This window comes from Bacillus sp. X1(2014), from assembly GCF_007678255.1.
Genome location: NZ_VEED01000008.1, coordinates 41,545 through 54,188, shown reverse-complemented (window position 1 = coordinate 54,188; position 12,644 = coordinate 41,545). Strand labels below are relative to the sequence as shown.

At 39.1% G+C, this 12,644-nt stretch carries 10 protein-coding genes and 1 riboswitch; of the genes, 3 read left to right on the top strand and 7 right to left on the bottom strand.

Annotated elements, in window-relative coordinates; all coding sequences use genetic code 11:
* Positions 1 to 25: 25 nt before the first annotated feature.
* From FS608_RS15955 to FS608_RS30350, 5 genes are all read right to left on the bottom strand, one after another.
* On the bottom strand, positions 26 to 1,015 hold the full coding sequence (locus FS608_RS15955; protein ID WP_144552721.1) for an SIS domain-containing protein: 990 nt from the start codon (positions 1,013 to 1,015) through the stop codon (positions 26 to 28).
* A 465-nt stretch (positions 1,016 to 1,480) separates the two neighbouring features.
* Positions 1,481 to 2,485: an ABC transporter permease gene (locus FS608_RS15950; RefSeq protein WP_144552719.1), complete on the bottom strand. Its 1,005-nt coding sequence runs from the start codon at positions 2,483 to 2,485 to the stop codon at positions 1,481 to 1,483.
* A gap of 1 nt (position 2,486) precedes the next feature.
* Positions 2,487 to 3,989 carry a sugar ABC transporter ATP-binding protein gene (locus FS608_RS15945; protein ID WP_144552717.1) on the bottom strand — a complete coding sequence of 501 codons (1,503 nt, stop codon included), beginning with the start codon at positions 3,987 to 3,989 and terminating at the stop codon, positions 2,487 to 2,489.
* A 68-nt stretch (positions 3,990 to 4,057) separates the two neighbouring features.
* Entirely contained in the window at positions 4,058 to 5,167 is a 1,110-nt protein-coding gene (locus FS608_RS15940; protein ID WP_144552715.1) for a sugar ABC transporter substrate-binding protein, read from the bottom strand.
* A 67-nt stretch (positions 5,168 to 5,234) separates the two neighbouring features.
* On the bottom strand, positions 5,235 to 5,390 hold the full coding sequence (locus FS608_RS30350; RefSeq protein ID WP_222127366.1) for a hypothetical protein: 156 nt from the start codon (positions 5,388 to 5,390) through the stop codon (positions 5,235 to 5,237).
* A 96-nt stretch (positions 5,391 to 5,486) separates the two neighbouring features.
* Positions 5,487 to 5,594: riboswitch (SAM riboswitch) on the bottom strand.
* A gap of 273 nt (positions 5,595 to 5,867) precedes the next feature.
* On the opposite strand from FS608_RS30350, the gene FS608_RS15935 reads away from it, so the two are divergent.
* Positions 5,868 to 7,043 (top strand): MFS transporter, encoded by a 1,176-nt coding sequence (locus tag FS608_RS15935; RefSeq protein ID WP_144553074.1) that lies wholly within the window; start codon positions 5,868 to 5,870, stop codon positions 7,041 to 7,043.
* Positions 7,044 to 7,090: 47 nt separating this feature from the next.
* Here the strand turns inward: FS608_RS15935 and yfkAB are convergent, their stop codons facing one another.
* On the bottom strand, positions 7,091 to 8,212 hold the full coding sequence (gene yfkAB, locus FS608_RS15930) for a radical SAM/CxCxxxxC motif protein YfkAB (RefSeq protein WP_144552713.1): 1,122 nt from the start codon (positions 8,210 to 8,212) through the stop codon (positions 7,091 to 7,093).
* 214 nt (positions 8,213 to 8,426) lie between these two features.
* On the opposite strand from yfkAB, the gene FS608_RS15925 reads away from it, so the two are divergent.
* Complete coding sequence (locus tag FS608_RS15925; protein WP_144552711.1) at positions 8,427 to 9,227, top strand: formate/nitrite transporter family protein; 801 nt, start codon at positions 8,427 to 8,429, stop codon at positions 9,225 to 9,227.
* A gap of 184 nt (positions 9,228 to 9,411) precedes the next feature.
* Here the strand turns inward: FS608_RS15925 and recQ are convergent, their stop codons facing one another.
* Positions 9,412 to 11,544, bottom strand: a complete 2,133-nt coding sequence (gene recQ / locus FS608_RS15920; RefSeq protein ID WP_144553072.1) for a DNA helicase RecQ — start codon at positions 11,542 to 11,544, stop codon at positions 9,412 to 9,414.
* 179 nt (positions 11,545 to 11,723) lie between these two features.
* Here recQ and FS608_RS15915 point away from each other — a divergent pair, with 179 nt between their 5' ends.
* Positions 11,724 to 12,368, top strand: coding sequence for an HAD family hydrolase (locus tag FS608_RS15915; protein ID WP_144552709.1), 645 nt, complete (start codon positions 11,724 to 11,726; stop codon positions 12,366 to 12,368).
* The last annotated feature ends 276 nt before the right edge of the window (positions 12,369 to 12,644 follow it).

Below are 12,644 nucleotides of genomic sequence, written 5' to 3'. Positions count from 1 at the left end.
CGGATTTTAACAAGTTAACCTTGGTTTAGTATTCAACTGTCCACATATATCTTCTTTTTGATAGCGGGTGATTTCGTGCTTCAGCCAGCTGATCCGCATATTTCCTTAAAACGTAATTTAAGACTAATGGAGCAATGTATCCTTGTACTTCCTCTGCTACACCTGTGAAATCAAAGTCTTTTGCATCAAGGACAACTAATTTCTTGCCATAACGCTTAGAGAATTCTAATGCTCTTTCTTCTAAATATCTTGTTTCGTCTAAACCAAGCAGAATAATGAAAGGTGTTTCTTCATCAATAATTTCAAATGGTCCATGGAAGTATTCACCTGCGTGAATGGCATGTGAATGAACCCATTGCATTTCCATGAGGATACAAATTGCATAAGAGTAGGCAACACCATAATTTGCACCGCTCGCCATTGTATAGATAATTTTTTCATCTTTATATTGTTGTCCAAATGCTTCAGCTTTTGATTGATAGAGTGCTGCTGCTTTTTCGTAAACATTTTGTAGGTTCTCGAGGCTTTCTTCTACTAAATTAACTTTTTCATTATTTTCAACTACTTTTAGGACACCAAATACTAGTTGATATAGGACGGAATAATTAGTTGTGAAAGCGCTTGCTTTTTCGCCCCATTGATACTTCAATACGACATCTGAAGCTTGTGCCAATGGTGATCCTTCCTCATTTGTTAAAGAAACAGCCAATGCCCCTTTTGATCTAGCAAATTTTGCTGCTTCTACTGTTTCTGGTGTGGTACCTGAATGAGAGCACAGGATAACCAAGGAACCGCTTCCAAGTTTCGCATGATTGCGATGGATAAATTCATTTGCACTATACAGGTGGGAATCAAGAACTTTCGCTTCACGGTCAATGACATACTTACTTGGATACATGATTGCAGAAGAGCCTCCGCATGCTACAAAGAATACGTTAGTAATCTCTCTTTTTTCCACCTCTGCTAAAGCTTGTTGCACTTGATTTTTAACGTCAACTACTAATTCAGTCGTCATTTTTGTTGCCTCCCTGATAAAATATTTTAGTGAATGAACACCAATAAACCCTTTAAACAATATACAACTTTATATAACGTTATATATTGTTATATATAAATTACTATATCTTTAGACTCTAGTCAATGCAATTTTCAGAAAAATGAAACGACATTTCTCGACACAGAACCACCTTCCGTCATGGAAGGTGGCCAGCTTTTTCATTATGATGATTACTTTCGTTAGTTTTTCAAAGGAATTGGGTCTTCATTGCCTTTATGAGGACAACTTTTCTAGTCTTCAAAAGGGATTTGGTCCTCATCGCCTTTTTGATGACAATTTCTTCTAGTCTTCATGAAAGGATTGGGTCTTCATCGCTTTTTTGATAACAACTTTTTCTAGTTTTCAAAAGGGATGTGTCTTCATCTTCCTTCAAAAAAATAAGGCCTATCCACAATGGTGAATAGGCTTCAAATTCTCTATTAGTTATTTTTGCTTATAATAAGTAATCGCTAATGCAAAGGCCAAGACGGTGCCTTTAACAATATCCATCGCATAATACGGCACCGACATCATCACGAGTCCGTTTTGCAGGATCCCAATCAGTACGGCTCCTACAAATGTTCCAAATGCATTGGCCTTCCCCGCTCCCAGTACAGAAAAGCCAATATATGCAGCGGCAACTGAATCCATTAAGTAAGGAGCACCAGAGTTAATTTCTGATGTTAACACCCTTGAAGCCAGTACAATCCCTCCAATAGAAGCAAACAATGCCGAAAGTAGGTACGCAGCCACTTTATACTTATTGACAGGAATCCCTGAAAGTCTGGCCGCTTCTTTATTCCCACCAATCACATACATATAGCGGCCATGTTTTGTATAATTCAAAAAGATATGCACGAGAATCACCGTGATTGCCATAATAATGATGATCCATGGAACCTCGCCGATTTTTGTAAAAAATGGACTGATCAGACCTGTCGCCATTGAACCATCAGGCATAACCATATTTTGTGAAACGGTTGCTCCTTTTGTATAGGTCAGTGCCATCCCTTGGATGATGAACATGGTTGCCAGCGTCATCAGCATGTCTGGAATTCTTAACTTCACGATCATAAATGAGTTTAAGGCACCGACAACCAATGATGCTGCAATTGCAGAAATGATTGCTACCAGTGTGTTTTGTGAAAACCAAACAAACATCGAAATGACAATAGCGTTTGATAAGGAAGCAACCGACCCTACCGATAAATCAAAACCATCTACGGACAAAGATATGGTAATCCCAATAGCTATGATTGTTACAATTGAGATGGAACGTAAGATATTAATGATATTGCTGCCTTGAATAAAGGTAGGATTGGCAACTGAAAAGATAATAATAAGTGCAAGAATCGTAATAATCGTTCCATACTTATATAAAAAGTGGAATAACTCAAAGACTTTTTTGGCAGGGGCTTCCTGCTTTTTTGCTGCGATATTTGCTTCCATTCTATCTGCCCCCTGTTGAATAAAATAATAATTCTTCTTCGTTGGTTTGATTCGTTTCAACTTCCTTAACGGGCTTTCCATCATACAAAACATACACCCGATCGGTAATCCCAATAATCTCCGAAAGCTCGGAAGAAGCATAAATAATAGCTTTGCCTCTGTTGGCCAGTTCAGCGATTAACTCAAAGATATCTTTCTTTGCGCCAACATCGACACCTTTGGTGGGTTCATCAAAAATATATACATCAGCTTCAGCTACGAGCCATTTACCAATTGCCACTTTTTGCTGATTTCCCCCGGAAAGATTCTGAACTTTTGTTTCTTCTGATGGTGTTTTAATACCTAGTCGGCGGACCAATTGCTTAGCAGTCTCTTTTTCCTTTTTACGATTTAAAAAGCTAAACACCTTTGTGAAATCCCCTAAATTCGCCGCCGTTAAATTGGTTTCAACAGATTCTAGTACAAGAATTCCTTCTTTTCTCCGTTCTTCCGGAACTAGAGCAATTCCTTTCTTAACTGCATCATAAGGGCTTTTTAATTTTAATGTGTGCCCATTAAGAATGACCTCTCCTGCCGCTAGTTTTTCGGAACCAAATAACGCTTTGCACAATTCTGTTTTTCCAGCACCGACCAGCCCAGCAATTCCAATGATTTCCCCTGCTTTTACATGAATATGTAAATCCTTTATTTTTCCTTGATCAGATAAACCATTCACTTCCAGGACCGTATTTCCAATTTGATTGTTCTTCACGGGGAACTGTTCTTCCAATTTTTTCCCCAGCATATACTCAACCACTTTGTCAGAAGTGGTATCAACAATCTTCTTTCTTGCAACAAATTCACCGTTCCTCATGACGGTCACTTCATCACAGATTTCAAAAATCTCTGGCAAGCGATGGGAAATAAAGATTACACCTACATCTTTTTCTTTTAAATCACGAACAATCCTAAATAATTCGGTCGTTTCGGTATGACTCAAGGGTGCAGTCGGCTCATCTAAGATAAGAAATTTACATTGATTTGAAACCGCCCTTGCGATTAAAATCATTTGTTTTTCCGCTAATGTTAACTCACTGACAAGTTTCTTCGTTGAAAGGAAAATATTCATATTCGCTAATATTTCCGCTGCTTTTTGATGAAGGTTCTTCCATTTCATCCAATGCTTTCTTCCCATATTGTGGACGGTATCGAGCAGCAAAATATTTTCAGCAACTGTTAAATAAGGAATGAGTGCGGTATCTACCTCTTGATAAACAATTTGTATTCCAGCGTCCTGTGCATTTTTCGGTGAACGAATCTTCAGATTTTGCCCATCGAACCAGATTTCACCGGTATAGTGGTCATAAGCACCGGAGAGAACCTTCATTAATGTTGATTTCCCTGCGCCATTTGCCCCAATCAAGGCCTGAATTTCCCCAGTTTTCATTGAAAAATCAACTTGATTCAGTGCTTTCACTCCCGGAAATTCTATCGAGATGTTCTTCATCTCCAATGTTGCGCTCATTAAATTCCACCTCCGTAAGCAAACACTCTCTTAATCTATTGAAAAAGAGAGTGTCTTGTAATCGACTATTATTTATAATGGTTCTTTAATGTCTTGATCCAATCCTCTTCAAATGCAGTCGATTGCCCCCAGCCTGGGATAATTTTTGCAAGGTTTACCATGTTTACAGGGTCTTTAGACTTTTGAAGAATATCTTGTGAAACAAGTGATGCTTCTAAATCAAAGGTCTGAGGTGTTTCTTCACCTGCAAGTTTCTTCGCAAGGATCCTCATATCAACAGCACCGATTAGTTTAGGATCGACCGCCGCTGTATTTGTCCATGCACTGCCTTTTCTTTGTATTTCTTGCAGATCCGCGTTGGAAACATCAATACCATAGATTTTCACTTCTTCACGGCCCGCTTCTTTCAGCGCACGCGCTGCACCAATAGCAAAAGCATCCCATGTTGCAAAAATGGCATCCAGTTTGCCTTTTGGATATTTATTTAACATCGCTGCAACAGCATTCTGTGTTTGAACACTTGTATCTGCAGCTGCTACACCAAAGCGTTCTACTTCTTTAAGTCCAGGATTTTTTGAAAGCACATCTTGATAAACCTTATTACGTCTAACCATGGCAGGAAAACCGTCTACCCATAGGTAGGCAATATTCCCCTTACCATTTGTATTCTTTACTAGTTGGTCGAGGGCCAATGTTGCTAACGCTTCATCATCCTGGGAAGTTAGTGTTACTCCTTCGACATTCGCTATATTCGGATTGGAATCAAATGTAACAACACTTTTTCCTTTTTCAACAATCTTTTTTACATCATTAACAGTCGCCTCATCATCACCATGAGAAATGATAAATCCATCATAATCTTGGTCTAACGCTTGATTAATGGCATCATGGAACTTTGCCGTGTCACCATTTGCTGTAAATACGTCTACTTTAAAGCCTAGAGCTTCTCCCTCTTCTTTAGCACCAGCTAAGAATTGAGCAGTATGATCATCTCCGCCAATTTTACGAATAACCTTAATTTTCAGTTGGTCCCCATTCGTAAATTTTTCCGGTACCCCTTCAAGTGTAACCTTTTTACCGCTTGCTTGTTTTGTTTCTTCCCCTGATGCACAGCCTGTCAGTAAAAGTGTGGCTGCCAAAGCTGATACAAGCGTACTCTTTAAGATATTTCTTTTCATTTTAATAACTCCCCCTTTTTGATTCTTATCAATATCCCATTACTCCTATTGGATAAGTTGGTTTTTATTAAAATAAAGGCTGTGTTAAACTTGTCTGTTGATTTCCGTTCCAGGCACGAGCGGTTCGCGGGCGTGCCGGGCAGCCTCCTCGTCGCTTTGCTCCTGCGGGGTCTCTCCTGCCCCGTACTCCCGCAGGAGTCTTCGTGCCTTCCACTACAATCAACAGAGTGCTAAAAATCAACATTAACCTCTAACACAGCCAAAATAAAAAACCTCTCCAGAAAAGAGAGGTTTCATCACAAATTAAAGGACTACTCCTCTCTTATCTTTCAAAACAAAAAATTGTTTTGCAGGATTTAGCACCAATTCCAAATGGAACGGTTGCTGGGCGTCATCGGGCCAGTCCCTCTGCCACTCTTGATAAGAGAACGTATTATTCTGTTAAGTAATAAATTAGATTTTAGTCTCCTATTAACAAGTTGTCAATAGTGTTTTGAATATTTATAATAAAGTTATTTTTCTCTATCTGGCAAGGTCAGTGAATATTAGCAATGATTTTTCCCAACTTAATCGATAGGATAATCCTTTATCATTATCAGAAATTTCGGTATGATAAAATTTAGAAAACCGAAATATATTTCAGAAAGAAGTGTTATTTATATTGACTCAAGAGAAACGTGCAAAACGTAATTTAATCATCATGTGGTTTGCGAACTTCTTTGTTGCCGGTAGTATGACGATGGTTATGCCGTTTATCTCGCTGTACATTGAGACATTTGGGGACTTCTCGGAAAAATATGTCCAACATTGGTCTGGAATCACGTTTGGAATTACGTTTGTTTCTGCCTTTACCTTCTCGCCGATTTGGGGTCGAATAGGAGATCGCTATGGAAGAAAAAAGATTCTTATCATTTGCGGATTAGGGATGGGCTTCTCCATTTTTCTTATGGGCTATGTCCATTCTGTTTGGCAGCTGCTGCTCCTTCGTTTTTGTATGGGTTTCTTTTCAGGCTTTATTCCGATGTCACAGGCTTTTATTTCTACGCAAACACCACAGGAGATTGCTGGACGAGTGCTTGGAACTTTGCAAACAGGCAGTATTACAGGGTCTTTATTAGGACCGATGCTGGGTGGAATCCTTGCAGATTCGCTTGGTTACTCTATAACGTTTAAGTGGACATCCATTTCGATTTTCATATCCGCCCTGCTCGTCATCGGCACAAAGGAATTTATGATGGAAGTAAAAAAAGGAACAAAAGCCCATTATTCAAGTAGAGAAGTAGCTATACATATTTTACGAAATCCGGTCTTATTAACTGTTCTGCTCATCTCTGCCCTTGTACAGGTTGCCCATTTCAGCATCCAGCCAATTTTATCATTATTCGTTAGCGACCTGCATGGACCAGAAAATGTTTCCTTTTATTCAGGAATTGCCTTTTCTGCTGCCGGACTTGGCAATTTATTAATGTCCCGTAATTGGGGAAAGATTGCCGATAAGTACGGCTATATTAAGATTCTGATCATTCTTCTTTTCCTGGCAGGAATCGTCTACCTGCCGGGTGCAGCGGTCACTAATTTTTGGCAGCTTGTTATCATCCGAATTGCTCTTGGTGTCACGATTGGTGGCATTATTCCTGTCAGGGTTGCCTACATTCGCCAGGAAGCACCGCTTACCATGCAAGGCGAAGTTCTCGGCTACAATACGAGTTTAAGATTTCTAGGAAATATTATCGGACCAATGCTGGGTGGATTTATCTCTGGATACTTTGGATTCTCAGCAGTTTTTATCTGCACCAGTGCATTATTAATACTAAGCGGGATCATCCTGTTTGTTTCCATGCATCGCCATCCGAAGCTAGTTAAACACACTATTTAATACTATGACTAAATGTACAAAAGGCCCTTGTCCAGGGCCATTTCATTTTAGTTTCTTATAATTTTATTTTCTTGACTGATAAAATCTACCTCTTGATAATAACTATTCTTCACTAAAATATTGGGACCAAGACATTTGACCGCTGGGCAATGGCAACCTAAATCCTTGGCTATAGATGATGCCTGCCATGTTTCATATGCATTTAATAGATTGGTAGATTGAATATTCCCTAATGGTGGTGTATCCCCAAAATCAGTCACAATAATATCTCCGTTAAAAATATTCACATTCAAACGCGAACGGCCATCTGGATCATTTCTGACGGTAACATTTTTACTTTTATACAAACGTTGTAAAAGAGCTTGATCCTCATGAATATCGCTGCAAGCATAAAATGGAAGCGTCCCAAACAACATCCACACCTTTTCATCCCTGACATCCAGTAAGTGATGAATCGCTTCCCGAATTTCACTTAATGATAAAGTTTCAAGATTACTAGCAAAGTCACTTGAGTACATAGGATGAATTTCATGACGCTGACAAAGCATTTCATCGACAATCTGACGATGAATTTTCTCCAAATGCGGTTGAGTGCGCTTGTTTAGCATCGTTTCAGCAGAAACCATCACCCCTGCTTTAACTAATTCTCTGCTATTTTCTATCATTCTTTTAAAATATTTTTCCCGTTGTTCATAATCTGGCTTCCGTTCCATTCGGGCAAAACCGCCCTCAACAAAATCATCGACCGTCCCCCAGTTATGTGAAATATGTAAAACATCTAAATAAGGAACGATTAGTTCATAACGGTCCAGTTCCAGGGTCAAATTGGAATTAATCTGGGTCCGAATTCCGCGCTCATGAGCATATTTTAAAATCGGTACAACATAATTTTTAACAGAGGATAAGGACAGCATCGGTTCTCCTCCGGTAATACTAAGTGATCGTAAAGTTGGGATTTCCTCTAACCTTTGAATTAATAGTTCAAGTGGAAGCGCCTGCGGGTCCCTTGTCTGAAGTGTATAGCCTACCGCACAATGCTCACAGCGCATATTACAAAGCGTTGTAGTGGTAAATTCGATATTGGTGAGCTGAGGCTTACCATATTGCTCGATATCTAAATATGCTTCCCATGGATCATATAAAGGGGTAATTTTTTTCAATGTAGACATAATATCTCCTTAAAATCAGTCTTCAAAAAACCTCTCTATTATAGCTGATTTCCGGATGTTTTTGCTATTTTCAACTATTACAAAAGTTTATGTATGAAAAAATATAATTATTCTAAGCTTGTTTGATGAAAAATTTCCCTATTAATACATAACAACCCCCTTTTCGATAAAAAATAAACGGATATTATTTAATCGGATTGGTGGGAATATCAATATGGAAATGCAGCCTTTAGGTGAAGCTGAGAAACTCGCCCTAAAAAAGATGAAAATCTTTCGGCAAAGCATACTTCGTTATATTTTACGTGCGATGCTTGCAAGTATGTTTATTGGTTTTGGTGTCATCGTAGCCTTTAAAACAGGGAACTTCTTCTATATTGTGGATAACCCACTCGCCTATCCGATGGCGGCACTTACCTTCGGAGCAGCGATTATTTTAATTGCCTATGGCGGTGGGGATTTGTTTACAGGAAATACCTTTTATTACACCTATGCCGCACTTCGCAAGAAGATGAACTGGACAGATGTCTTTAAACTATGGGTTTGCAGTTACGGAGGAAATATTCTCGGAGCTGCAGTTTTTGCTTTTATTATTTTTACGACAGGACTTTATGAAAGTTCAGAGGTTAACGGCTTTTTACTCCATGTTGTCGAGATAAAAATGCAGGTCCCAACGACGGAGCTATTCTTCCGGGCGATTCTCTGTAATTGGCTTGTCTGTATGGCCTTCTTTCTTCCAATGGGCTTGAAAGGGGATGGACCGAAGATGTTTACCATGATGCTGTTTGTCTTTTGTTTCTTTATTTCCGGCTATGAACACAGCATTGCTAATATGTGTACGTTTGCGATTGCCTTAGTTTTAAATCATCCTGGAACCATTTCTTGGGGCGGTGTCATCCACAATTTAGTGCCTGTCACGCTTGGGAATATGATTGGCGGCGCTGTTTTTATGGCCATGATGTACTATTATGCAAACAAGCCATTTTTAGATGAATACGACAAAGAACAGGGCAGCTAAGCTTCAATAAGCCCTGTTCTTTTTTATATTAAGTGGGATATCGACAAATTCCCGGGGAAATATTAACAAGATCAGAGTGTAATCGACAACTATTAAGAATATTCTAAAAATAAAAACAATTGTAATCTTTTTTCTTAATAATTAAGGCACACATCAGGTGAAATTCATTGATGTGTGCCTTTTCTTATTTCTTTTTGCTAATAAAATAAACATAGGCTTTAATCATAAAATAGCTTACTTCCTCCGGAAGCAGGTCTTTGATCGGTTTTAACCTCTCTCGGCCGGCTTCCGCCAAGGCTTTTTCCAAAAGCGGCATATATTGATTCGGAATACACTTCGTAAAATCAACCTCTAAACCATGTTGTGCACTTTGAAGCAAATGATTTTCTACCGTGCTTATCGCCAAATCCCGCTGCTCAGCAATTTCCTCAATTGATAAATTTTCCTGATGCAATTTTAATGTCTCCAAATGCGAATCAGTTACCCCTGTTTTCTTGGCAGGCTTCTTTGGGGCTTTCTCAACAGGTGCCAATTCACTCTGATAGTCTGAATTGGTTTCACAGAAGGTCCGGATCGCTTGAATAAATTCTAGACCATATTTTTTTAACTTCAGTTCACCCACGCCGCTCACCTGTAAAAATTCTTCCGTTGTCTTAGGCAGCTTGGCACACATATCCTTTAGGGAAGCATCCGAAAAAATCACAAATGGCGGGACTTTTTCAGTGTCAGCAATTTGCTTTCGAACCTCTCTTAATACTTCAAATAATGGGTCATCTTTGGAAACTTGTTTCACCTGGACAGTTTCACGGCGATGGACCTGCTGCTTACCTAGAAGGATACCTTTTCCTTTTGGCGATACGAACAAGGTAGGAAATTGCCCTTGTTCGATTGCTATTAATTCCTGTGATATCAAAAATTCTATAAAGTCACTAACATCCTTTGAACTTCTGTCCTTCATGATTCCATAGGTCGGCAGTCTATCAAAACCCATTTCGGTTACTTTTTTATTTTTCGATCCTGTTAACACTTGGGCCGTGATTGTTTTTCCGAAGCGCTGCCCCATCCGGATGACGCAGGACATCACCATTTGTGCTTCCTTGGTTACATCGTTGCTTGTTCTAGTATCCAAGCAGTTCCCGCATCTACCGCAAGGCTCTGTTTCCGTCTCGCCAAAATATTTTAAAATATATTCCTGAAGGCAGTTTTCTGTATGGCAATAATCGACCATTTGCTGAAGCTTTTCTAACTCTTGGGTCATTCGGCTCCGATCACTTGACTGATCAATCAAAAAACGTTGTATTTGGACATCCTGTGAGGAATGGAGCAGAATACACTCACTCTTCAGACCATCCCTGCCGGCACGGCCTGCTTCCTGATAATAACTCTCCATATTTTTAGGCTGCTGGAAGTGAATCACATAGCGGATATTGGATTTATCTATCCCCATCCCAAACGCTGAGGTCGCAACCATCACCGTTGCATCATCTGCTAAAAATCGTTCCTGCTCCCGGTTCCGCTCCACATCACCCATCCCGGCATGATAACGTGCCGCCTTTATATTAGCTTTTATAAGTCTTTCATAGACTTGGTCAACATTCTTGCGGGTGGCTGCATAGATAATGCCTGCTTCTTTAACATTCCCTTTTAGATAGTCTTTAATAAATTTGTCGCGATCCTGACCCTTAATAACCGTAAAGGATAAATTTTCCCGCTCAAATCCAGTAATAATTGTATTTTCTTCATCAATTCCTAATAAATCGCAAATATCCTCCCGAACCTTTGGTGTTGCTGTAGCAGTAAGAGCTAATACCATGGGTCTTTGAGGAAGGCTATTAATTAACTCTTGAATATGGCGGTAGCTTGGTCGAAAATCATGACCCCATTGCGAGATACAGTGTGCCTCGTCCACGGCAACTAATGGTATGTTCATGCTGTATAAATCTTCAAGGAAATCTTGTGATTCCAAACGTTCAGGTGCAAGATATAAAAGCTTGTATTTTCCTGAAACGGCTTCTTGCATGCGCTTATTAGCTTCTCCGTAACTTAACGAACTATTGATAAATGTAGCGGGAATACCAACCTGAATGAGGGCGTCTACCTGATCCTTCATTAATGAAATTAGTGGGGAGATAACAATCGTGGTACCCGGTAAGACAAGTGCAGGAATCTGATAACAGATGGATTTCCCACCACCCGTTGGCATGACAGTGATTGTATTATTGCCAGATAAAACGGAACGAATAGCTTGCTCTTGGCCTGTCCTAAAGGAGCTATAACCGAAGTGTGACTCTAGTAATGGCAATGCTTTTTCATACAACATTTTTTTCTCCTTTCATTTTTTCATCTTACTCTATTATACTGCTAGTCATTCGATTTTTAAAAAGCATTTATGCTATAAAAATAAGTAAATCTTTGCTAAATTTGCGACAAAAATAGGAAATATATTTATAATCAAACTACTAAATAACTTAGTGAACCACTAGAATGGAGGAGACCATGCCCATTAAAGCTGTGATTTTTGATTTTGATGGAACAATAATTGATACGGAGACGATTTGGTTTCAGGTATTTGAGGAATTGTTAAAAGAGAAATTCAATATTGATTTGCCGTTAGAGGAGTTTGCGAAAAGTATCGGGACGACTGATGAAGCTTTTTTTCAATACATTGAAATTCAGACAGGGATGAAGATTGATGAGAAGGAAGTAAATCAATTAGCGAGGGAACGTTTTTTAGAAAAAAGGGGAATTTTAGAGGTGCGTGAAGGTGTTATCGAAAAATTAGAGGAGGCAAAGGAGCTTGGTTACCGAATTGGACTCGCCTCTAGTTCCTCGAGAGAATGGGTAGAAGGATTCCTAAGACAGTTTAATCTTTGGGAATATTTCTCTGTTGTTAAAACTAGAGAAGACGTAGTTAAAGTTAAACCCGATCCTGCACTATATATAAAGGCTTTAGAGGATATGCAAGTGGAGCCGCATGAGGCCCTGGCAATTGAAGATTCCCTTAATGGAGCCATGGCTGCAATCAAAGCTGGAATGAAATGTATCGTAATACCGAACCAGGTTACATCATTTTTAACCTTCCATGAAAAAACGATTCGCTCCGAATCTTTTGGTGATTTTAGTTTTAGGAAAATTATTTAAACGCGGAAACGCTTAGGACATCTAAGCGTTTCCTTTTTATTTATCAGTCCTATTATTATCTTTTATAGCATGGATCAATAAATCCAATTTCTCATTTCTCTGTTGGTCTAATTTGGTTTTTTCATTCATGAACCTTATTGTTCGTACAATGAAATAAATACTAAACCCGAGAATGACTAAATACAACAAGATGGGAATTATAGCGAAGAGACCAAATAAATTCGTACTTGCCACCATGAAAACCCTCCCCCTTTTTTATATTTTTATACCATTATT

Bases quoted from the DNA above. Each gene is read 5' to 3' on its own strand.
- yfkAB (WP_144552713.1), bottom strand. From the start codon at position 8,212: ATGTCTACATTGAAAAAAATTACCCCTTTATATGATCCATGGGAAGCA.
- FS608_RS15940 (WP_144552715.1), bottom strand. From the start codon at position 5,167: ATGAAAAGAAATATCTTAAAGAGTACGCTTGTATCAGCTTTGGCAGCC.
- FS608_RS15945 (WP_144552717.1), bottom strand. From the start codon at position 3,989: ATGAGCGCAACATTGGAGATGAAGAACATCTCGATAGAATTTCCGGGA.
- FS608_RS15915 (WP_144552709.1), top strand. From the start codon at position 11,724: ATGCCCATTAAAGCTGTGATTTTTGATTTTGATGGAACAATAATTGAT.
- FS608_RS15925 (WP_144552711.1), top strand. From the start codon at position 8,427: ATGGAAATGCAGCCTTTAGGTGAAGCTGAGAAACTCGCCCTAAAAAAG.
- FS608_RS15955 (WP_144552721.1), bottom strand. From the start codon at position 1,015: ATGACGACTGAATTAGTAGTTGACGTTAAAAATCAAGTGCAACAAGCT.
- FS608_RS15950 (WP_144552719.1), bottom strand. From the start codon at position 2,485: ATGGAAGCAAATATCGCAGCAAAAAAGCAGGAAGCCCCTGCCAAAAAA.
- FS608_RS15935 (WP_144553074.1), top strand. From the start codon at position 5,868: ATGTGGTTTGCGAACTTCTTTGTTGCCGGTAGTATGACGATGGTTATG.